At 57.7% G+C, this 22478-nt stretch carries 16 protein-coding genes and 1 tRNA gene; 12 read left to right on the top strand and 5 right to left on the bottom strand.

Features of this window, described 5'->3' with window-relative positions:
• Positions 1 to 86 precede the first annotated feature (86 nt).
• Positions 87 to 1505, bottom strand: coding sequence for a pyruvate kinase (pyk, locus tag WC562_07135; protein ID MFA5055923.1), 1419 nt, complete (start codon positions 1503 to 1505; stop codon positions 87 to 89).
• 253 nt (positions 1506 to 1758) lie between these two features.
• On the opposite strand from pyk, the gene WC562_07130 reads away from it, so the two are divergent.
• Entirely contained in the window at positions 1759 to 4203 is a 2445-nt protein-coding gene (locus tag WC562_07130) for a hypothetical protein (protein ID MFA5055922.1), read from the top strand.
• 25 nt (positions 4204 to 4228) lie between these two features.
• Here WC562_07130 and WC562_07125 read toward each other — a convergent pair.
• The 4 genes from WC562_07125 to WC562_07110 all read right to left on the bottom strand — a co-directional run bounded on the left by WC562_07125 (position 4229) and on the right by WC562_07110 (position 8043).
• Positions 4229 to 4304: transfer RNA gene (locus tag WC562_07125), tRNA-Lys, on the bottom strand.
• 131 nt (positions 4305 to 4435) lie between these two features.
• Entirely contained in the window at positions 4436 to 5677 is a 1242-nt protein-coding gene (locus WC562_07120) for a thiolase family protein (protein ID MFA5055921.1), read from the bottom strand.
• Between the two features lie 212 nt (positions 5678 to 5889).
• Positions 5890 to 6951, bottom strand: coding sequence for a CARDB domain-containing protein (locus WC562_07115; protein MFA5055920.1), 1062 nt, complete (start codon positions 6949 to 6951; stop codon positions 5890 to 5892).
• Positions 6952 to 7131: 180 nt separating this feature from the next.
• Positions 7132 to 8043 carry a hypothetical protein gene (locus tag WC562_07110; GenBank protein ID MFA5055919.1) on the bottom strand — a complete coding sequence of 304 codons (912 nt, stop codon included), beginning with the start codon at positions 8041 to 8043 and terminating at the stop codon, positions 7132 to 7134.
• A gap of 427 nt (positions 8044 to 8470) precedes the next feature.
• Between WC562_07110 and pdxS the strand changes: the two genes are divergently transcribed.
• The 11 genes from pdxS to WC562_07055 all read left to right on the top strand — a co-directional run bounded on the left by pdxS (position 8471) and on the right by WC562_07055 (position 22470).
• Positions 8471 to 9373 carry a pyridoxal 5'-phosphate synthase lyase subunit PdxS gene (gene pdxS, locus WC562_07105; protein ID MFA5055918.1) on the top strand — a complete coding sequence of 301 codons (903 nt, stop codon included), beginning with the start codon at positions 8471 to 8473 and terminating at the stop codon, positions 9371 to 9373.
• 54 nt (positions 9374 to 9427) lie between these two features.
• Positions 9428 to 10012 (top strand): pyridoxal 5'-phosphate synthase glutaminase subunit PdxT, encoded by a 585-nt coding sequence (pdxT, locus tag WC562_07100; protein MFA5055917.1) that lies wholly within the window; start codon positions 9428 to 9430, stop codon positions 10010 to 10012.
• A complete protein-coding gene (locus WC562_07095; GenBank protein MFA5055916.1) occupies positions 10009 to 10932 on the top strand; it encodes a hypothetical protein in 924 nt (307 codons plus the stop codon). Before pdxT ends, WC562_07095 begins: the two co-directional genes overlap by 4 nt.
• Positions 10933 to 10940: 8 nt before the next feature.
• Complete coding sequence (locus WC562_07090) at positions 10941 to 12449, top strand: R3H domain-containing nucleic acid-binding protein (protein MFA5055915.1); 1509 nt, start codon at positions 10941 to 10943, stop codon at positions 12447 to 12449.
• Between the two features lie 271 nt (positions 12450 to 12720).
• Entirely contained in the window at positions 12721 to 13329 is a 609-nt protein-coding gene (gene tmk / locus WC562_07085; GenBank protein ID MFA5055914.1) for a dTMP kinase, read from the top strand.
• A gap of 298 nt (positions 13330 to 13627) precedes the next feature.
• Complete coding sequence (pyrR, locus tag WC562_07080; GenBank protein ID MFA5055913.1) at positions 13628 to 14176, top strand: bifunctional pyr operon transcriptional regulator/uracil phosphoribosyltransferase PyrR; 549 nt, start codon at positions 13628 to 13630, stop codon at positions 14174 to 14176.
• Between the two features lie 36 nt (positions 14177 to 14212).
• Entirely contained in the window at positions 14213 to 15625 is a 1413-nt protein-coding gene (gene pyrB / locus WC562_07075) for an aspartate carbamoyltransferase (GenBank protein MFA5055912.1), read from the top strand.
• A gap of 2 nt (positions 15626 to 15627) precedes the next feature.
• The gene (locus tag WC562_07070; protein MFA5055911.1) at positions 15628 to 16953 is read left to right on the top strand and encodes a dihydroorotase; all 1326 of its coding nucleotides are present in this window, start codon (positions 15628 to 15630) and stop codon (positions 16951 to 16953) included.
• A gap of 320 nt (positions 16954 to 17273) precedes the next feature.
• Complete coding sequence (carA, locus tag WC562_07065; protein MFA5055910.1) at positions 17274 to 18356, top strand: glutamine-hydrolyzing carbamoyl-phosphate synthase small subunit; 1083 nt, start codon at positions 17274 to 17276, stop codon at positions 18354 to 18356.
• A gap of 74 nt (positions 18357 to 18430) precedes the next feature.
• Entirely contained in the window at positions 18431 to 21721 is a 3291-nt protein-coding gene (gene carB, locus WC562_07060) for a carbamoyl-phosphate synthase large subunit (GenBank protein MFA5055909.1), read from the top strand.
• The gene (locus WC562_07055; GenBank protein ID MFA5055908.1) at positions 21718 to 22470 is read left to right on the top strand and encodes a dihydroorotate dehydrogenase electron transfer subunit; all 753 of its coding nucleotides are present in this window, start codon (positions 21718 to 21720) and stop codon (positions 22468 to 22470) included. Before carB ends, WC562_07055 begins: the two co-directional genes overlap by 4 nt.
• The last annotated feature ends 8 nt before the right edge of the window (positions 22471 to 22478 follow it).

Genomic DNA, 22478 nt, shown 5'->3' with positions numbered 1-22478 from the left:
TATGTGTTCGCCCGCTGTGGGCAGACACACAGGTCTGCCCCTACAACCCCGCAACCCCGTCAGGAGAATTTCTCCAGAGCCTCTTTTCATTCGATCCGGTGCACCTTTATCATGTTGGTGCTGCCGGGAACACCCGTGGGAATGCCGGCGGTCACGGCGATAAAGTCTCCGCTTTTGGCCAGCCCGGTGCTCACCGAGAGCCTGGCCGCTTGAAGGAACATCGCATCTACGTTCCTGGCCGCCCTGTCCAAGTACGGCTCTATGCCCCAACTCAGGGCCAGTCTCCTGAACGTGCGCTCATCCGGTGTGATGGCCAGTATCGTAGCTTTCGGCTTGTATTTCGACACGCGCAGAGCAGTGCTGCCACTGCGCGTATAAGCCACGATGCATTTTGCGCCGATCTGCTGCGATATGGCGCATGCGGCATAGCTTATTGCGTCATCGGTCTGGGCCTGGGCGTGTTTGCGCTTCTCCGTCAGTATCTGCTCGTACGGCAGAGCGCACTCGGTCTCGGCGGCTATTTTGGACATCATCTCCGCGGCCTGGACCGGGTATTTGCCTACCGCCGTCTCGCCGGAGAGCATGACCGCATCGGCGCCGTCGAATATGGCGTTGGCCACATCGCTGACCTCGGCGCGCGTGGGCCGGGATGAAACTATCATGCTTTCGAGCATCTGTGTGGCTACGATCACCGGTTTACCCATGTTGTTGCATTTGCGGACTATCGATTTCTGGATTACCGGCACCTCCTCAAGAGGCATTTCGATACCCAGATCGCCGCGCGCTACCATGATGCCGTCGGCCTCGCGTATTATGCTGTCGATCTTCTTTATGGCCTCAGGTTTCTCGATCTTTGCGATGAGAGGGACGTTAACACCCATCCGGTGCAGGAAGCGCCTGCGCTCCGCGATATCGGAGGGCGAGCACACGAAGGAGACGGCGAAGAAATCAACGCCATGTTCCACACCGAAAGCCATCTGCTCCTGGTTCGCGCTTACGGTCGAGGGCAAATTGAGCTTCACGCCCGGCAGGTTCACGCCCTTGTTCTCGGTCAGTTCTCCGCCCACGATGACCTTACACTGTATCTTATTCGCGTTAGCGGACACGACCTTCAATTCGATAGCGCCGTCGTTCACGAAGATCGATTTTCCCGCCCTGACATCCTTAAAGAAGGTCGGGGAGTTCACGGATACCCTTGTTTCATCGCCCTTTATTTTCTCCTTGACCAGGGCGAAGGAGCTATTCTCTTTGAGTGTTACCATGCCGTTCTTCAGGGCGCCGGTCCTTATCTTGGGGCCGGGTAGGTCCAGCAGAACGGCGATGGGGAGTCTCAACTCGCGCGCCACGTTGCGGATCTCGCCGATGGCCTTGGCATGCTCTTCGAGCGTCCCGTGCGAGAGATTGATGCGGGCCATATTCATGCCGGCCTTCGCCAGTTTCTCAATGGTCTTACGTGACCTGCTGGCAGGCCCTATTGTGCAAACTATTTTTGTTTTTCTATCCATAATTTGTCTGCCGTGAATCTATTGGAGGAAAATGAATGATAGCACAATTGTAGCCTCAGTGGAAGCACTTTGTCGAGTGTAGCGGGATTATTTCGCAGCTTGTCGTGCGGAGGCGTACGCTGAAATATCCCGTCGAGATTCCTCTTCCTTACGAAGGATGATTCAGAATAGCAGATACGAATCGGGGGTGTCACCTTTTAAAAATAGCGTGTATAATGTGGAAATTCGATTGTATTGTTTTTAGAAAAATTCTATGCCGCCTGAAGTAAAAACTCGACAACACCTCCCGGGAGAGCGCGAAGCTTCGCTGAGACGCAGGCTCGGCATACCGCCCGACGCCGAGAAAGTCATATTCTTCCCCGAGTCCAGCCACTGGGACCCGAACTGGCGCTTCACATCGGGGACGTATTTCAAGCGGCTGGTGCGGCGCAGTCTGGATAGCGCGCTTGAGGAGTTGCAGAAAGAGCCTAGCCGCATTTACTCCGTGGAGTGCATGTTCTTCCTGCGTATGTACTGGGACAACTGTCCGGATAAGCGTGAGGCGATCGTTAAGCTGGTCAATGAGGGACGCCTGCGCTTGACCAACAGCGGGGTTACCACCGCCGATACAATGATACCCCGCACCGAAGCCCTGCTGCGGGATTTCCTGCTGGGGCAGGAATGGCTGCGCACGAACGGCATGACGCAGGAGCCGAAGCTGGCATATTTCCCGGACAGCTTCGGGCACTCGCCCGCGTTGCCTTCACTGCTCCGTTCTGCCGGATTCGATATGGCAGCCGTCACGCGCATCGACGGAATGTTCTATCCGGGAGCCGATATAGAGCTTCCGGGGCATTTCCCGCGGCCCGGCTCCAGCGCCGACCTGCTGATGAACAAAGAGCGCACGCTGGATTTCGTCTGGCGCGGTCCGGACGGCAGCGAGGTGCTGTGCCACTGGAACGCTTTCACCTACTCGCAGGGGGACATGCTGTCCTATCGCGGGGTGGCCCGCGTCTACATCTTCCCCACGGCGTTCCCCGATCGTTCCGACCGCAATGTCGCATCCAAGATCGGCAGATTTGCCGCCCGCCTCTCCGCATGCGGCCGCACTCCGTATCTGTGCTGCCCGGTAGGCGGCGATTTCGTAGGCCCGATCCCGGGGCTGGTATCGTTGCTCGACCGTTACAACCGTGCGCACTACCCGTCGACGGGCACCTGGGCGCTGAACGCCGGGCTCGATGACTATTTATCGCTGGTCGATTGCTGCAGGGATCGCCTTCCCGTATTAGATTTCGATCCGAATCCATACTGGATGGGTTTCTATTCTTCGCGGCCTACGCTGAAGAAGCGTTGCCATGATGCTGCCGACATGCTCTGTCTGGCCGAGGGTGCGGCGCTGCTGCCGCGTAACGCCGGCGCGGTCGATACAATCGAATCCGACCTGCACGCTTCGTGGTGGCATATCGCTGCTTCCAACCATCACGATTTCATCACGGGCACTTCGCCCGATTCCACCGTCGAGGCCGAGCAGGTGCCGTGGCTCCGTGACGTCGCTAGTGTAGCAAAGGCTGCTATCGCTAAGTTGGCGGGGGAGCAGTCCTCGACGTTTTCCATCGCGGGCGGGTCGCTGCCTGAATACATCAGGGACGGCGGTATCCTCGATATCCGCACTAAACATTACGTCGTAAGACTCGATGAAAACGCGGGCGGCTGCATCGTTGACGCATGGCATCCGGATACGCAGAGGCCGCTGCTTGCCGGCCCCTCGAACGACCTGATCAGCTACAATGACCGCGGCGGGCTGTGGCGCATGGGGCACGAGTTCTGGGGCGGCTTGTTCAAGGAAGTCGGCAAGGCCAGCCGGAGCGCGACACAACTCGATGTCCGCGAGCATAACGGCATGTTGGATGTTTCCTGCGTGGTCGATCTAGATGGACAAAGCATCCGCCGCCGCATGTTATTTCTCAAGGATTCGCCCGTGATACGGATGAGTGTAGAGGGCCGGGCTGCCGAGAAGCGTACGGCCTGCGTCAGGTTTGACACGGGCCTCTCACCCGATTCGCTGACGATGGATGTTCCCGGCGGTGTCGTAGATCGTCCTCTTAAGAAATGGTATGATCCCACTTTTTGGCTGATGCAGCGCTTTGTCCACGTGCGCGACCGCGTGTCGGATAGCGGTGTCGCCTTGCTGCCGGCACTGCCCGGGGCGGTATCGTGCGATGAGACGGGACGTGTGGAGGTTATAGCGCTGCGCAACGCTGTGCGTGAGAAGATGTACGGCCTGATACCGATCCCCGCCATGCCGGCTACCGGGCACGAGCGTTCCAGCTACATTTTCGAGTACGCGCTGCTTTTCACGGTATCGGGCGATTGGCGCGAGAACGGAATCGATGTTCTGTCGATGGCACAAGGCGTGTCGAATGACGATGACATGAATTCGCTGCGGGCGCAGGTGAACGGACTTATGACGACTGACCGTGAAGATGTCACTGTCGCCGCCGTAAAGCCCGCCTCGCGCGGCGAGGGCATTATCGTGCGTCTGATAACATATGCGGGAACCGGAAAGCAGGTGGCGATAAGCATGCGGGATCGAACGGCCGTCGATGCGTATCTGTGTGATGCAAGGGAGCGTGATCTGAATCGACTGGATGTCGAAAACGGCGTCGTACATCTGTTAATGCCGGGGAATATCGCCACGGTGAGGTTGCTCTGCGGTTAGTCTGCTGTATCGCTTCAGAAATACTTGGTGAGCCGCGGGGGGCTCGAACCCCCGACACCCGCCTTAAAAGGGCGGTGCTCTGCCAACTGAGCTAGCGGCCCACAGCAAATGATTGTAACATCACAGGCGTAAAGCTTCAATAGTCGATAATTCGTCTCATCGATTCATTAGTAAAAAATAAAGGGGCTGCCTGTCTCGCCAGCGCAACCCCCGAATATGTCGATTATTTCTATTAACTTTCTCGTTCCACCACGGCGGCGGCCCCGACCCCGTGTACGCCAGAGATACACTCCAGTCCCCACCTGAGGTTGTTGCGCACCATCCAGTGCACCATCTCGGTGAAGTACAGCACGCCGCCGGAACCTATCGGGTTGCCCAGCGCGATGGCTCCGCCTGTCGGATTCAGCCTCGGGTCGTCGTAGGCGATGCCAAATTCCTTGCAGAAAGCGAGTACGGACGCGGCGAAGGATTCAAGTATTTCCAACACCTGGATATCTTCCATCTCGATTCCGGCGCGTTTAAGGGCTTTCTTGGCTGCGGGTATAGGCGCCAGCAGGTGGTAGTGCGGGTCGCTGCCGGCCACGGCCATGGAACGTATAGTGGCCATAGGCTGAAGACCCAGTTCGCTGGCCTTCTGTTTTGACATAAGCATGACCGCTGCTGCGCCGTCAGCCATGGTCGCAGAACTGGCCGCGGTTATCTCCCCGCCGTCCTTGAAACGCGGCTGCAACTCTTCCATCATCTGCCAGGCCGTTTCCGGGTCATCGATGGCCAGAGACCTTGGCGCCTCGTCGCATATCACCGTTCTGCCCGCGTGTCCATTAGGGGAGATGTGTATAGGCACCACCCTCTTTTCATACCACTTGGTCTCTCTTATTGATTTGACCGCCTTCTGGTGGCTTGCCAGGCTGAAGCGATCCATCTCTTCCCTGTGGATATTGTACTTGTTGCCTATCATCTCGGCGGCAGTGCCCATCATGACGAATCCGCCCCTTTTCTCAAAGTTGGGGTGCGGCTTCATGGGGTAGCCGCTCTTAAGCGCGGCCTCAAGGGGGGACATCAGGGGATATCTGCTCATGTTTTCCACACCCGCGGCTATCATGATATCGCCGCAGCCGCTCATTATAGCCTGCGCCTGGGACATTATGGCCTGGAGGCCTTCACATCCGTACCTGGTCACCGTCCATCCGGAGACTTCTTCCGGCAGGTTGGAAATTAAAACCGCCATCCTGCCGATAACGCTTTGTTCGCCGATGGCGGAGTGGCAGCCGACCGCGCAGTCCTCGATCTCGGATGGATTGAATTTAGGGCTCTTTTGCTTTATACGGTCAACCAGCGCGGTCACTACGGAGTTTATTAAAATATGAGATGATACATCACTGAATGCGCCTTCCGTTCCCTTATGTTTCCAATTGGCTTTTGCTACGGGCGTACGAACCGCCTCAACAACCACTGCTTCCTGCAACTCTTTCACGGATGCATTCCTCCTTCGCTTCTGGCAAATATGATGGGTAAAATTACCTAATAGTATGTTATTTTACTATATAATAAATATTTTAGCAATAGTTTATGCATTAAAATTTAAAAATTGGTTTATTTATGCAGAGGCACTATTTATTATGTAAGTTAATTAAAAAACCCTCCGCGGTTTTGCGGAGGGTTTTTTATTCTCAGGATGTAATTTTGTTATTCAGGCGTCAATTCCAGGTATATCTCCGCTTGAAAATCGGTCTCAAATCCCGCCAACTTCAAATTGAGGCAGTCTCCCGTGCCCGTCGTAGTAATCGTTCCGCTTGTTCCAACGTAGGGAGACGGCCCTCCGTCTTCAGTGAATGGAATGCCGCTGCTTTCCATCTCTGCGCCGTCTATGCCTTTGCCGGGCCTGGATACGTTATTGTAAATATTGCCTGTAGTAAATATCAGATCAAACGGCAAGTTTACACTCTGTCCCGCCGTTGTCGCAGCAAATCCGTGCAGCGGCATGTTCAGGAGCATAGACCCCGCGGAATCCATAGTGCCGTCACCGACAATATTCACCTGGACAGGCTCTCTTCCCGATACACTCTCCGAACTTACATCCACATCTCCAACACTATCCTGTGTGTAAAGCCAGCCTGAGCCGTCGCCGCTCAAGCTAATATCTACAGTCATATCCACGCCTGTAACGCAGTTCTCCACAAAGATGGGCTCGAAATACCATGAGTCTTTTGGAATTATAACCTCACGTTTCCCGTTGTCTGAGTTCATGTTGACCAAAAGTGTAAATGTTCCGATGTGTGGTTCGGATAAAGATACTTCCCTGAGTTCAGGCGTTGCGCCGAATAAGGAAAAGAGGAGTACAACCTTGCCGCCCGTAACTTTATAGTTTGTTGACCAGTAACCTGCAGGTTCATTCTGTACTTGCAGTATGCCGTTTAGTCCTCCAATGTTGATATAGTATGAGCCGGCGACCGTAGGCGTATAGGTGAATGTTACCGTTCGTTTCTCATCCGGTTCCAGTGATATTTCCCTGCTCTCGATCGCGTCACTGTTAATCACGAGGATAGCCGTGTAATCTCCGCTTGCCTCGCCTGTATTAGTTATATCTACAGATACAATTATATCCTGATTAACAAATGGGGAAGGGGGAGCGATTATCAGGCTGGAAAGCTCGAACTCCGCTTCGCCGCCGCTGCCGCCGCACCCGGCTATAGCTATACTTGTTAGTACAACGATTGCCAGCACCAGTTGAACAGTCTTTCTCCTCATCCTGCCTCCTCTTGTGAAATCGTGTGTTTAGTTAAGCATTAATTTTATTCCTTTGTCAATGCGCACGAATGGATAACGATCAGTTGGATGTATGTGAATCGGCCTCCCAAGAGCAATAAAAAAACCGCCTCATCGTATAATAGATGAGGCGGTTTTAAACCAAAATTAGCTCAGATTAGTTTAGTCGACCGGCTCTATAACCAGCTTGATCTCCGTCTGGAAGTCGATGCGGACGCCCACCAGTCTTATCCCCAGACACTCGCCGGTGCCTGTGGTTGTGATGGTACCCGCAGTGCCTACATAATCAGCTACACCACCGTCCTTCTCAAACGGGACGCCGTCGCTCTCAATAGTCGCACCATCCATCTTCTTATTCATTGTTATGTGAACAATACTGTCACTGTGGCCTGTAGTGAAGATAAGGCCAAAGGGAAGCTCTCCTTCCTGGCCTACCGATGTGTCAAAAACGCCGAGAAGGACCAGCGGTATCAGCATTGAACCTGCCGGGTCCATGGTTCCATCGCCGGTGGTATCCACCTGTATAGGTTCTTCGCCGGCTGTGCTTTCAGAACTCATATCAACATCACCGGCGCCGTCCTCTACATACAGCCAACCCGTGGCATCTTCATCCAGAGGCATAAGCAGGTCCATGTCAATTCCGGTCATGATGCTTTCTACTTCGAACTCGGGGAACACCCAGTCAGCTGCCTGTATTGTGACCTCACGTTTGCCGTCAACAACCGTTTTACTTATCTGCATGGTGAACCTGATCCCGAAGGACTCGTCGAATTCTATTACTTTCTTCACCGGGGTTATGCCTGCGGCGGAGTAGTTCAGCACTATGTAGGAGCCCTCGACCGCCTTATAGTCTATCTCCCAATATCCGCTCTCAGACGTTTGAGTGGCGGTTGCCGTAGCAGTAGGTTCCGAGGTGGATGTAGCGGTTGCGGTAGGCGTCGGCTCCCCGTTGCCGCCTCCGCCGCAGCCTACTACGGCAAAGCTTGCTACCATAACAAGCGTAAGCAATAACAAAGAGAACCTCTTCATCCTCATGCCAGCTCCTTTCTCCCTTTTTATATTTTTGCTGCCCATATTAAACCACATGTCTACAATGACTTGTCAATATGGTAAGCGGCAAATTTCTCCGTTTTATGCATTAATCAAGTAATTGATGTTTCTTTAAAAAGGGGCGTGTGTATAGTAGAGACAGTTTATAATCGCCTTTCCTCCAAACCCGGAATGTTGAAAGGATTGTGTGGAACATCGGATAGCGTATTACCTTTCTCGAGACTGCTGAAAAAATCTTAATCAACCCCCTTTACCCCAAATCCCCCTTAGTCCCCCTTTTATAAAGGGGGATTTAGACGTAAGGGCTTGATTAATCAAGCCCTTACAACACCCCCGATTCCCCCAGCCCTTCCGCGGAAGGACACCTCTTTTTCGCCGATCTGTTTTCGATATCTATTGAATTGATGCCGAGATATTTGCATTACGCTATCCCTGATAGTAGAATATCCTTGTGAAAGCTAAGGAAAACAATTCAGAAAAAGGAACCTGGAAGGTAAAGACGGGCCTGGCCCGGATGCTCAAGGGCGGCGTGATCATGGACGTCGTGACTCCGGAGCATGCAAAGATAGCCGAGGAGGCCGGGGCCTGCGCCGTGATGGCGCTGGAGCGCGTGCCCGCCGATATCCGAGCTGCGGGCGGCGTGGCCCGCATGTCCGATCCGCAGGTTATAGAAGCCATAATGAAGGCGGTCTCGATACCGGTGATGGCCAAGTGCCGCATCGGGCATTTCGTTGAGGCGCAGGTGCTGGAGGCGCTCGGCGTCGATTATATAGACGAATCCGAGGTGCTTACGCCCGCTGACGAGAGTAACCACGTCTGGAAGCATCACTTCAAAGTTCCTTTCGTGTGCGGGTGCCGCGAACTGGGCGAGGCCCTGCGCCGCATCAACGAGGGCGCGGCCATGATAAGGACCAAGGGCGAGGCTGGCACAGGGAACATCGTGGAGGCGGTGCGGCATATGCGGGCGGTCACGGACGGCATCATCAGATTGAAGGATATGGCCAGAGATGAACTTGTGATGGAGGCGGAGTCGATGAGGGTGCCGCTGTCTCTCGTGACGGAGGTCAGGGAAGAAGGCAAACTCCCGGTCGTGAATTTCGCCGCCGGCGGCATAGCGACCCCTGCGGATGCGGCGTTGATGATGCAGCTCGGGGCGGAGGGCGTGTTCGTCGGCTCAGGGATATTCAAATCAAGCAACCCCGAGGCAAGGGCCAAGGCCATAGTAAAAGCTACCACCCATTTCCAGGACGCGAAGATAATCGCCGAAGTATCTAAAGGGCTGGGCGAAGCCATGCCCGGACTGGAAATCGGTAAAATAGCGGAGGACAGCCTCCTTTCGACCAGGGGCTGGTAGCGATTCCATCGAGACGGTAATAAGAATTTGAGCCCTTTGCCGAAAGATAAAGTAATCAAAATCGGGGTGCTGTCCCTTCAGGGGGCTTTCGAAGAGCATATCGCCTGCTTGAGTCGCCTGAAGGTTGAGCCCTGCGAGGTGCGTTTGCAGGAAGGGCTCGATGGTCTCAGCGGGCTCGTCATACCCGGCGGTGAGAGCACTACGATGGCGAGGTTGATGAGGGATTACGGCCTGACCGCTCCGCTGCGAAAGCTCATAAGAAGCGGACTTCCCGTTATGGGAACCTGCGCCGGAATGATAGTCATGTCCCGCGGGGCCGCCGATTTAGGTGCCCCTGCGCTCGATGTGATGGACATAGATGTCCGCCGCAACGGTTTCGGCAGGCAGATAGACAGTTTCGAGGCCGACTTGTCGATCCCTGCGATCGGGGAGGAAACATACCACGGGGTGTTCATCCGGGCGCCGTTCATCGAACGAACCGGCCCCGGCGTCGAGGTGCTGGCGCGTCTGGCCGACGGCACCGCAGTAGCGGCAAGACAGGGCAATATGATAGCGCTGTCCTTTCACCCCGAGCTCACCGGTGATCTGCGATTACATGACTATTTTCTGGATATAGTTCGTAATAGCGTGAAGCGATGATACGAGCGATATATCGTACCGATGTTCTGTCCTGCCTGTTCCCGTCCCCGCTCGAGCGTCCCAACGAGGCCATCTCCCGCGAGGTGCCGGGCAGGGGCGGATTCTTCTCGCCGGAGGTCTTCCTGGAGCACTGGCTTCCCGGCAAGGGTCGGCGCCGCACCTGGGTCACGGATGAGGACGGACGCATCGACAGCCTGATATCGGTTAAAAGCAACAGGTCGTCGAGCATATGGTACGTGGACTATCTGCAGGTGAGCGACGAGAGGAACTGCCAGGCCCTTCTGGAATACGTGAGCGCCGCGGCGGGGAAGCGGGGCGTGCGCAAGCTTTTCATCAACCTATCCGTTAACGGCAACTTGATCGATGTCGCCAGGCGCGCCGGGTTCAGCTCTTATAATACTTGCTACATATATAAATTTGTAGGCAGTTCCGTGCCCGGTCCTGTGCAGGCGCCGGAGCGGTACGCGATACGCGTTCTGTCAGAGGGAGAGGAGAACCCCCTTTACAGCCTGTACAACGCCGTGTCATCGCCCGCCGTCAAGAGCGCGGAGGGGTTAACGTTTGGAGAATGGCAGGACAGGTCGGGGCGCTGCTCGTGGTTTGAGCGCCGCACGGAGTTCGTCGTGTACAGGGAAAGCGCGCTCGAGGGTTACCTGCGGGTCTCGGTCTCCAGGCGGGCGGGCTGCTTCGAGATAATCTTCCGCCATATAGAGGGCGCGGGACTGGAATGGCTGGTCAGCCATGCTGTAAACTTGCTTGAAGGCAGGGCTCAGATATTCTGTATAGTCCCCGTCGCACAGTGGCAGATGCGCGGCCTGCTGGAGGGCTCGCTGTTCGAGCAGAAGATAAAATTCGAGACGATGTTTAGGGAGAACGCGATCAGGGTTGAAGAACCAAGGTTCATGCCCATGCGCGCGTGAGGTGAAGGATGTTTCAGAGAATAACCGACGATCTTGACGCTTTATTGGACAGGTTGCCTCCTAATGTCGCGCAGCCGATACAGAAGCGCAGGGAACGCGGCGACCTGCTGGAAGTGATCATGGACATGGGACGTCTTCCGCAGGCGCGTTACCCGGATGACGAGGTCACGCTTACCGATAGAGAGATCACGGTTGAGGATATCGAATACGTGGTCAGCCGCATCGGGGCTTTCGGCGGCGACAACAGGGCCGGCATCGCGCGAACGCTGCACCGCATATCGGCCATCAGGAACCGCGACGGCAACATAGTGGGGCTCACCTGCCGCGTGGGGCGGGCGGTCTACGGCACGATCAAGCTCATCGACGACCTGATCGAGTCGGGCAAGAGCATCCTTCTCATGGGCCGTCCCGGCGTGGGCAAGACCACCATGCTCAGGGAGATGGCCCGCGTCCTGGCCGACGACCTGAAAAAGCGCGTCGTCATCGTCGATACGTCCAACGAGATCGCCGGGGACGGCGACATACCGCACCCCGCCATAGGCAGCGCGCGCCGCATGCAGGTGGTAACCCCCAGCCTGCAGCACGCCGTCATGATCGAGGCCGTGGAGAACCACATGCCGCAGGTCATCGTCATCGACGAGATAGGCACCGAGCTGGAGGCGCAGGCGGCGCGCACCATAGCCGAGCGCGGCGTTCAGCTCGTAGCTACGGCCCACGGCAACACCCTTGATAATTTGATCATGAACCCCACGCTGGCCGACCTGGTGGGCGGCATCCAGAGCGTTACGCTGGGCGACGAGGAGGCGCGTCGCCGCGGCACGCGCAAGTCCGTACTGGAGCGCAAGGCTCCTCCCACCTTCGATATAGTTGTCGAGATCCAGGACTGGTATCACGTAGCGGTTCATGCCGACGTGGCGGAAGTTGTCGACTCAATGCTGCGCGGGCGGCCCATATTGCCGGAGCTGCGCTGGGTGGATGAGAACGAGGAGGTGCGGCGCGAGCAGACGAAGCCCGCGGCGGTCGCGCCCAGGCAGGAAATCAGGAGGGAGCGTACCGAGAGCGACGCCAGGATATACCCCTTCGGCATCAACCGCGGCAAGCTGGAGCAGACGCTGGATAAGCTGGGCATCAAGGTAGAGATCACCAACAGCGTCAAGGATGCAACGCTCGTCATGACCTCCAAGAGCTACTATCGCAGGAAGCCCCAGCCGCTCCACGACGCGGAGGCGCTTGGCATATCGATATACGTTCTCAAGAACAACCGGATATCGCAGATGGAACAGTCTCTCATGAACATATTCGATATCAGGCAGCCCGAGGATTCCTCCAGCCCGGCGATGAAGGAGGCGGAGGAGGCCATATCACAGGTGGCGCAGGGCAGGCAGGAGGAGGTTGAGCTCAGCCCGCAGAATTCCTATATCAGGATGATGCAGCATCAGCTTGCCGAGAGGTTCGATCTGAGGTCGAAAAGCACAGGCCGCGAGCCGCGCCGGCGTGTTAGAATTTATCACGGGTAGTCCCTCACCCTGACCCTCTCTTTCGTAAAGAGAGGGGAAAAGAAAAGAGGTGCAGGAGATACTCTCCTGCCGGGGTATTAGGGGTGTCCCCTATGTCATCATACGGCTTGACCGGATGATCCAGAAGCCTGGATTGCCCGATCAAGTCGGGCAATGACAGTAGTAAATATGGGGGATGCAGGGGGTTGATAACATATCAGGGCGAATGGCATTCGCCTTTTCTGGATTGTCCGACCAAGTCGGACAATGACAATGTAAAAAGGAGTCGCAATTGTCATTATTCATAACATTTGAAGGCGGCGAAGGGTGCGGCAAGAGCACCCAGTCCAGGGCGCTGTTCAAGAACATCCGCGCTTCCGGCGTGCCGGTCATCCTGACGCAGGAGCCCGGCGGCACGCCGCTTGGCCGCGAGGTGCGGCAGTGGCTCAAGGGCGAGGCGGACAGCGATCCGGTTGCCGAGCTATTGCTGTTCAACGCCTCGCGCGTGCAGCTGGTCAACAATGTCATCCGACCGTCGCTTAAAGAAGGCAAAGTCGTTCTCTGCGACCGTTTCTACCACTCGACCATCGCCTACCAGGGATACGGCCGCGGCCTCGATTTCGACCTGATAAACAGGATTAATAACATCGCCACGGGCGGGCTGGAGCCGAACCTGATAATATTCCTCGATACGGATGTGGGGCAGGCCCTGGCCCGCAAGCGCAACAAGGACCGCTTTGAGCTGGAGGATTTCGTTTTTCACCAGCGGGTGAAGCAGGGATACCTTGAGATGGTTAAGGCCGACCCCAATCTATGGATGGTGGTTGACGGGTCTCTTCCCAAGAACGTGATCGAGAGGATCATCTGGGATAAGGTGGTCGGGCTGCTGCCCAACCGGTAGATGATTTTAAGAGATGTGATATCCGAACCCCCTGTTAGTCCCCCATACGTTGGGGGAAATTTATTAAATTAGGGGACACCCCTAATACCCCGTCAGGAAGAATCCTGTACCTCTTTTCTAATGGCTGTCGATCCGCCAAAATTCGCTTGCACCCCCGGTAAATAAGTGATATACTACCTGAAATTTAGCGGTTAACCTTTTAATACCAGCCCTGTGAGACTGGAAAGGGAGTACGCAGTGAACCATATAACTAAAACTTTATATCCCCTTACCATATCCGTGGCAGAGGGGATTTTTTATGCCTGAAAAAGTACTGCTGGACGAGCAGGACATCAGGCGCGCCGTCACCCGCATCTCGCACGAGATAGTGGAGAGGAACCGCGGCTGCGAAGATTTACTTTTCATCGGCGTTCACACCCGCGGTGTGCCCTTAGCCAAGCGCATCGCCTCCTTCATCGGCAAACTGGAGTGCAAGGAAAGCACCGTCGGAGCACTCGATATAACGCTGCACCGCGACGACCTCTCATTCCACGAGAGCGTAACGCCCCTGCGCCCCACCGATATACCCCCGGATTTTGAAGAGAAACGCATCATCCTCGTCGATGATGTCCTTTATACGGGCCGGACCGTCAGGGCCGCCATGGATGCCCTGATAGACTTCGGACGCCCGCAGTCGATCCAGCTCGTCGTACTAGTGGACAGGGGCCACAGGGAGCTGCCTATCCGCGCCGATTACGTGGGCAAGAACATACCGACGGCCGCGGGAGAGAAGGTGCTGGTGCGGCTCAAGGAGATCGACGGGAGCGATGCGGTGCTGCTGGTAACGAACGGTCTGGTCAAGGAATAGAGTGGCGCGGCCGTACGTCGTCGAAAGGAGTTGGCTATGAGCCTGGCGAACAGGAGTCTTATTACCATCGATGATCTGTCGAACCGTGAGATAGAGGCCGTTTTTTCCACCGCCGATGAGATGGCGGCCTCGCTGCGCGAGCAGTCGCACCTGTGCCAGGGCAAGATACTGGCCAGCCTCTTCTTTGAGCCCAGCACACGGACGAGGATGTCGTTCGAGACCGCCATGCACCGCCTCGGCGGCAGGGTCATCTCCGTCATGGATATAGGCAACACGTCGCTCTCCAAGGGGGAGAGCATCGCCGATATGGCGCGGGTGGTGGGCAGCTATGCCGATATCATCGCTATCCGGCACCCGTGGGAGGGGGCGGCCAGGGTGGTGGCGGACTACGCCGGGGTGCCGGTGATCAACGCCGGCGACGGCGGCCACGAGCACCCGTCGCAGACGCTCATCGACCTGTACACCATAAAAAGCCAGCGCAAGAGCCTGAAGGGGCTCAAGATTGCGCTCTGGGGCGACCTGAAGTACGGGCGCACGGTGCATTCCCTGTCCTACGCGCTGGCGCGCTTCGGGGCCAGCATCCACTTCCGCACCGGGGCCGGACTGAGCCTGCCGCAGCATGTCATACGCAAGCTGACCTGCGATTACGGCGGCGTGTTCGAGCGCTACGACGACATGGCGAAAGAGGTGAAGAATAAGTACTCGCGTCTCGATGCCATATATGTGACCCCCAGCAACCCGCACCAGCTGACCAATATGCCCGACGTCAGGCTGGAGGTGGAAATGAAGAAGGGCATCGACGCCCTGTATATCACCAGGCTGCAGAAGGAGCGGCTGGAGGACGGCTCGGAGGGAAAGGACTCGGATTACCCCGTCGTCGATAAAAAGATGCTGAAGGACAGGCAGTTCAAGGAGGCGCTGGTCATGCACCCGCTGCCGCGCATCGACGAGCTGGCCTACGAGGTCGATGAGGACCCGCGCAGCATGTATTTCAAGCAGGTGGCCAGCGGCGTGCCGATAAGGATGGCGCTGATATCGCTCTTGCTCGGGGCCAAGACGGCCAAGGTTCCTCAGGGGGGAACGGATGTCCGGTCGAAGACGGTCGAGATACCGTACGGCCAGGTTTTCGATGTCAACTGTACCAATAACAGGTGCGTCACCAACCAGAAGACGGAAAAGGGCTATATCCATCACAAGTACAGGGTGCTGAAGGGGCGTCCGCTGATATTACGATGCGTCTATTGCGAATACGAGGCGCAGGCGCCTTACATCGCCAGCGCCAAATGGCACGAGGGCACGGCCGAGCATAAGAAATACTACAGCTCGGACAGCTATATGCTGGACAAGATAAGGCCGGAGAACCTGATGGTCTTCGGCTCCGAGGCCGCGGCACGAGCGCAGGGCTTCGCGCCCAGCCAGTATGCCTTCAGGGAGGCCAAGAAGCGTTAGTTATGGCCGAGTCGATACTGATAAAAGGCGGGCGCATCATCGACCCCGCATCCGGGGTCGATGCGGTGGGCGATATATTCATCGCCGGCAGCCGTATCGCCGAACCGTCGACCGGGGCTGACTTAATCATCGATGCCAAAGGCCTTATCGTCTGTCCCGGCTTCATCGACCTGCACTGCCACCTGCGCGAGCCGGGCGGCGAGAAGAAGGAGACCATTGCTACGGGCACCCGCGCCGCGGCCAGGGGCGGGTTCACCACGGTGTGCGCCATGCCCAATACGAATCCGCCCATCGACAGCGCGGAAATGGTCGCACTGGTGCGCGGGAAGGCGGCGCAGGACGGCGTCGTCCGCGTGCTGCCCATCGGCTGCATAACGAAGGAACGCGCCGGACAGGATATCGTCGACATTAAAGCGATGGCCGATGCCGGAGTAGTGGCGCTGAGCGACGACGGCAGCGCGGTGCCCGAGTACAAGGTGCTGCGCGCCGCGCTGGAAGCCGCCGTCGAATGCGGCCTGACGATTATCGAGCACTGCGAGGACGCCGAGCTGAGCGCGGGCGGCGTGATGAACGAGGGCGAGCTTGCGGACAGGCTGGGGCTCAAGGGGATACCGGAGACCGCCGAGGAGATAATCGTGGCGCGCGACATAGCCCTGTCGGAGATGACAGGCGCGCACGTGCACATAGCGCATGTCAGCACGTACGGCTCGGTTTACCTCATGCGCCGCGCCAAAGCCAGCAAGTTCGCGGTGACGGCCGAGGCCACGCCGCACCATTTGACGCTGACCGAAGAGCGCGTCGCGTTACCGTCGAACAAGGCGAAAGCCGACAGCAACGCCAAGGTCAACCCTCCGCTGCGGAAGGAACGCGACGTTAAAGCCCTTGTCGCCGCGTTGAAGGAGGGCGTTATCGACGCCGTGGCCACTGACCACGCCCCGCATACCAGGTCCGAAAAGTCGGGCGGTTTCGCTACGGCGGCGTTCGGCATTAGCGGGCTGGAGACGGCGCTCGGCTCCGCGATGTCGCTGGTGCACCGCGGCGATATCGACCTGCCGGCGCTGGTGGCCAGGCTCACGTCGGGGCCGGCGCGGGCGCTGCCGCGCATCCGCCAGCTGGCGGGGGGCGACATCGGCACCTTGCAGGTCGGCGTCCCGGCCGACGTGACCATCTTCGATCCGGATGCCGAATGGGTTGTCGAGCCGGTGAAGTTCGCATCGAAGGGCAGGAATACGCCGCTCGCCGGCGAGAAATTGAAAGGAAAAGTGATGGCCACCGTATACGGCGGCCGTGTGGTTTATAAAGATGAGGGGTTCGTTGTTAAGGCGTAGGGGCGTCCTTCCGGAACCGGAAGGATGTGATCGCCCTAATGAACACGAACCCGTAGGGGCAGGGCTTGCCCTGCCCGATAAAGAGGGCGCAGCAAGCAGCGCCCCTACGGGACACCTCGAACTCACCCTAGCCTTCTCTTTCGTAAAGAGAGGGAAGCTACAAAGCCGAGGGGGTGTTCGATGAGAGATACAGGAGACTCGTCTCCTGACGGGGTTTTAGGGGTGTCCCCTATCCTTTTTTAAAAATCCCCCAAGATTGGGGGATACAGGGGGTTGAATCTATCAGTGGTCTGCAAGTTCATAAATAGAAAGGGGTGCGCGTGAGCGAGAATATCAACCTGGTGCTTGAGGACGGATCGGTTTATGAGGGGACGTCGTTCGGGGCGGATGTGCCGGCGCACGGCGAGGTCGTTTTCAATACCGGCATGATGGGCTATCAGGAGATGCTCACCGACCCATCATATGTCGGACAGATCGTCGTCTGCACCTATCCCATCATCGGCAACTACGGCATCAACAGGGAGGATTTCCAGTCGGATGGCATCAAGGTGGCCGGCTTTGTAGTGCGCGAGCCGTGCGACACCCCCAGCCACTCGCAGATAGGCTCCACCCTGCATGATTATCTCAAGGCCGGCGGCATACCCGGCATATGCAATCTCGATACGCGCTCGCTGACGCGGCACCTGCGGGACAAGGGCGTGATGCCGGGGATGATCACTTCGGAATCTCCCGACAGCGCGCTGAAAAAGATTAAGAAGCTGCCGAAGTACGACAAGAGCGATTTCGTGAGCCTCGTCGGAGCCAAGAAAAAGTACAAGTGGGAGGGTTCGTATAAAGGGAAACCCGTTTGCCACGTGGTCGTCGTGGACTGCGGCGTCAAATACAGCATCATGCGCCACCTCAGCGCGCTGGGCTGCGAGTGCACCGTCGTGCCCTCCGACACATCGGCGGAGGACATTCTTGGCCTAAAGCCCGACGGCATACTGCTCTCCCCCGGCCCCGGCGCTCCGGACCGACCCTACCTGGAGAAAACGGTCGGCGCGCTGATCGGCAAGAAGCCGATAATGGGCATCTGCATGGGGCACCAGATACTGGGACACGTCTTCGGGGCTAAGACCTACAAGCTGAAGTTCGGACACAGGGGGGGCAACCATCCCGTGAAAGATACGGAGACGGGCCGTATACACATTACAGCGCAGAACCACGGCTACGCCGTCGACGCCGATTCGGTGAAGGGCGGGCTGACGGTGAGCCATATCAATATCAACGACGGCACCGTGGAGGGGTTGTGCAGCAAGGAACACCGCATATTCACCATCCAGTATCACTCGGAGGCCTCGCCGGGCCCGATGGACTCGGTGAACCTGTTCGAGGAGTTCGTAAAGATGATAAAGGGATCGTGAGAAGGATTTCATATCGAAAAAGTACGCGGCGACGATCGTATATATAGTCGATAAGAAAAATAATTGGGGGAAGAATGGCGAACGTAAATAAGGTGCTGGTCATCGGTTCGGGGCCCATCATCATCGGGCAAGCGGCGGAGTTCGATTACGCCGGCACGCAGGCGTGCAAGGCGCTGCGCGAGGAGGGCGTGATATCGATCCTGGTGAACTCCAACCCGGCCACGATCATGACTGACGAGGGCATCGCGGATATCGTTTATATCGAGCCGATAACCGTGGAGGTCATCGAGCGCATCATAGCCAAGGAGCGCCCCGACGGCCTGCTGCCGACGCTGGGCGGGCAGACCGGCCTCAACATGGCGGTCGATCTGGCCAACGCCGGCATCCTGGATAAATATAACGTTCGCTCACTCGGCACGCCCATCGATACCATACGCAAAGCCGAGGACCGCGAACTGTTCAAGGAAATGCTGGAGGAGATCGGCGAACCCGTTCCCGAGAGCATCATCGCCGAGAGCTTGAAAGAGGCGACGGAGGCGGTGGAGAGGATAGGCCTGCCGGTGGTGATACGCCCCGCGTTCACGCTTGGCGGCAGCGGCGGCGGACACGCCTCGACGATGGAGAAATTCAAGGCGATCGCGGCCAACGGGCTGGCGGTGAGCCCGGTGCACCAGGTGCTCATCGAGAAGAGCCTGGTGGGATGGAAAGAGATCGAATACGAGATGATGCGGGACGGGAACGACAACTGCATCACCGTCTGCAACATGGAGAATATCGACCCGATGGGCGTGCATACGGGCGACAGCATCGTCGTCGCGCCGACGCAGACCCTGACCGACAGGGAGCACCAGATGTTCCGCACGGCGAGCATCAAGATAATCAAGGCGCTGGGCGTCGAGGGCGGGTGCAACATCCAGTTCGCCATGGCTCCGCACAAGATGGTGGCGAAGCACTGGCCTCCGGGCGGCAGCAGCAAAGAAGTTATCGAAAAGCTGGACAGCGGCCTGCCCCCGTACTATGTCATCGAGGTCAACCCGCGCGTCAGCCGCAGCTCGGCGCTGGCATCCAAGGCCACGGGATATCCCATCGCCCGCGTCTCCGCCAAGATCGCGGTGGGCAGGACGCTGGACGAGATACCGAACCGGGTCACCGGAAAAACGATGGCGGCGTTCGAGCCGGCGCTGGACTACTGCGTGGTCAAGATACCGCGCTGGCCCTTCGACAAGTTCGCCGCCGGCGACCGCAAGATAGGCACCCAGATGAAGGCCACGGGAGAGGTCATGGCCATCGAGCGCACCTTCGAGGCCGCGCTGCAGAAGGCGGTGAGATCGCTCGAGGTGGGCGGGAAGTCGCTGCTCTGGGAACCTCCCGACTGGGGCAAGGGCGACGATATGCTCTGGCCCGGCGACCTGCGCCTGTGGGCCATGATGGCCTCTCTGCGCAAGGGCATGACCCCCGATGAACTTTCGATCAAGACGGCCATCGACCCGTGGTTCACCAATAAATTCGCGAACATCATCCGCATGGAGAAACGTCTCCTCTCGGAGCCGCTCACGCCGACCATAATGCGCGAGGCCAAGCGCGCGGGCTTCTCGGACGTTCAGATCGGCACGCTGGCCGACAGGCTGCCGGAGCAGATAAGGGACCAGCGCCATGAATGGAAGATAACACCCGTGTACAAAATGGTCGATACATGCGCCGCCGAGTTCGATGCCGAGACCGCCTATTTCTACAGCACGTATGAGCAGGAGAACGAGGCCGAGCCGATAAAGGGCGACAAGGCCGTGGTCATCGGCTCCGGGCCGATACGCATCGGTCAGGGTATAGAGTTCGACTACAGCAGCGTGCACGCGGCATGGGCCCTGCAGGATTCTAAATACAGCAGCATCATCATCAATTCCAATCCGGAGACCGTCTCCACCGACTCCGACACCTCGACGCGTCTCTACTTCGAAGCGCTGGATGAGGAGAGCGTCAGGGACATATTGGAGAATGAGACCGTCGACGGTAAGGCCCCTCCCACCATCGTCCAGTTCGGCGGCCAGACGGCGATTAATCTCGCGGAGCCTCTTCATCGCGCCGGTATGCCCATAATCGGCTCCAGCGCCGAGGCTATAGATCAGGCCGAGAACCGCCACAACTTCGAGGACCTGATGGCGCGCCTCGGCATACCGCAGCCGCCGGGCGGCACGGCTACAACAGTCGAGGGCGCGCTGAACGTGGCCAAGGCCGTCGGCTACCCGGTGCTGGTGCGCCCGAGCTATGTCCTCGGCGGCAGGGCCATGGAGATCGTGCACAACGCCACGGAGCTTATCCATTACATGAACCGCGCCATCGAGGTCGACCCGAAGCGCCCGGTGCTCATCGACAAGTATTTCGAAGGCAAGGAATGCGAGGTCGATGCCATAGGGGACGGGGAGCGGGTGCTCATACCCGGTATCATGGAGCACATCGAGCGTGCCGGCGTGCACAGCGGCGATTCGATGGCGGTCTATCCCGGCCTGAACCTGTCGCAAGAGGAGGTAGACACAGTCGTACGATACACCACCGAGATATGCCTGGCCATCAAGGTCAGGGGCATGGTGAACATACAGTTCGTTATCATGCGCAAGGAGGACGGCACTTCGACGGTGTACGTTCTTGAGGCCAACATGCGCGCCAGCAGGACCGTGCCCTTCATCAGCAAGGTCACGGGCGTTCCCATTGTGAAGGTGGGGACCAGGGTTATGCTGGGACAGAGCCTCAAGGAGCAGGGCTACGAGGGCGGTTTATGGCCGACACAGAAGCTATTCGCGGTGAAGGCGCCGGTGTTCTCCATGTCCAAGCTCGGGGGTGTGGACGGATACCTCGGCCCTGAGATGAAATCGACGGGCGAGGTCATGGGGGTGGATTACGCGTTTCCCGCGGCGCTGGCCAAGGCGCTGATGGCCGCGGACCTGATGCTGCCGCCCGAGAAGGCGGTGCTGGTCAGCATCTCGGACGAGGACAAACCGGAGGCGCTGCCGATAATCAAAGACCTGCATAAGCTGGGCTTCAAGCTTTACGCCACGGAGGGGACGGCTGCGCTGCTCAAGGCGGTGGGTATTCCTGTGACATTCATCAGCAAGAAGCTCAGCGAGGGGTATCCCAATATCGTCGATATCATCCGCGACGGAACCTTGCGCGGCATAGTTAATACGGATTCCGGCGAGCGCGGCCCCAAGAGCGACGGGTTCGAGATAAGACGCACGGCCATAGAGAAACGCATCCCCTGTTACACATCGCTGGATACCATCCGGGCTGTGGTCAACGCGATACAGAACGGAGAGCAGACATTCTCGGTTCAGCGCATGCGCGACTACCTGAAACGCGAGGCGGTCAAATGAAACCCGTCGATGCGGTAGTTAAATCGAACGCCGAGGTCATGCCTAACATATACCTGCTTTGGGCTAAAGCCCCCTCGGTCGCAAAGGCGGCTCAGCCCGGTCAGTTCGTCATGGTACGCGCCAGCGGGACGAACGACAGGATATTACGGCGTCCTCTCGGCGTCCACCGCATGAACGATAAGGGCGAGATCGCGCTGTTGTACGAGGTGGTCGGTGCGGGCACGGAGTGGCTGGCGCAGCGCAAGAAGGGCGAACACATCGATATCCTGGGCCCGATGGGGCGCGGTTTCTCTGTCGACTCGAAGCGCCTGCTGCTGGTGGCGGGCGGGGTCGGCATAGCTCCGCTTATATTCCTCGCTGAGCGCTCCGTATCCGATGGTCGACAAGTGACGCTCCTGTTCGGCGCAAAGACCGCGAAGCAGGTCTATCCGAAAAAGCTTATCCCAGCGGGTGTCGATTTCATCCCCGTGACTCAGGACGGCCTGATCGAGAAGAAGGGCATGGTCACCGATGTGTTGAGCGAATTGATCGATGATACGGATCAGGTATTCGCCTGCGGTCCGGCGGACATGTATAAGGCCATGTCGCAGATGAAAATCCTTAAAGGCAGGCGCATTCAGGTGTCCATGGAGGCCAGGATGGGGTGTGGATTCGGCTTGTGCAACGGCTGCTCGATAAAGACCAGGCACGGCATGAAGCGCGTGTGCGATGAGGGGCCTGTGTTCGAGTTGGATGAGCTGCTTTTTTAAATAGCCTT

This window comes from Dehalococcoidia bacterium (assembly GCA_041649635.1).
Taxonomy (GTDB): domain Bacteria; phylum Chloroflexota; class Dehalococcoidia; order E44-bin15; family E44-bin15; genus JAYEHL01.
The sequence above is the reverse complement of the archived record's forward strand: the minus strand, read 5'-3'. Positions and strand labels throughout refer to the sequence as shown.

What these genes read in the sequence shown, in the direction of transcription:
- pyk (MFA5055923.1), bottom strand. Translation starts at nt 1,505, where the DNA reads ATGGATAGAAAAACAAAAATAGTTTGCACAATAGGGCCTGCCAGCAGG.
- WC562_07130 (MFA5055922.1), top strand. Translation starts at nt 1,759, where the DNA reads ATGCCGCCTGAAGTAAAAACTCGACAACACCTCCCGGGAGAGCGCGAA.
- WC562_07115 (MFA5055920.1), bottom strand. Translation starts at nt 6,951, where the DNA reads ATGAGGAGAAAGACTGTTCAACTGGTGCTGGCAATCGTTGTACTAACA.
- WC562_07110 (MFA5055919.1), bottom strand. Translation starts at nt 8,043, where the DNA reads ATGGGCAGCAAAAATATAAAAAGGGAGAAAGGAGCTGGCATGAGGATG.
- WC562_07095 (MFA5055916.1), top strand. Translation starts at nt 10,009, where the DNA reads ATGATACGAGCGATATATCGTACCGATGTTCTGTCCTGCCTGTTCCCG.
- WC562_07090 (MFA5055915.1), top strand. Translation starts at nt 10,941, where the DNA reads ATGTTTCAGAGAATAACCGACGATCTTGACGCTTTATTGGACAGGTTG.
- pyrR (MFA5055913.1), top strand. Translation starts at nt 13,628, where the DNA reads ATGCCTGAAAAAGTACTGCTGGACGAGCAGGACATCAGGCGCGCCGTC.
- pyrB (MFA5055912.1), top strand. Translation starts at nt 14,213, where the DNA reads ATGAGCCTGGCGAACAGGAGTCTTATTACCATCGATGATCTGTCGAAC.
- WC562_07070 (MFA5055911.1), top strand. Translation starts at nt 15,628, where the DNA reads ATGGCCGAGTCGATACTGATAAAAGGCGGGCGCATCATCGACCCCGCA.
- carB (MFA5055909.1), top strand. Translation starts at nt 18,431, where the DNA reads ATGGCGAACGTAAATAAGGTGCTGGTCATCGGTTCGGGGCCCATCATC.
- WC562_07055 (MFA5055908.1), top strand. Translation starts at nt 21,718, where the DNA reads ATGAAACCCGTCGATGCGGTAGTTAAATCGAACGCCGAGGTCATGCCT.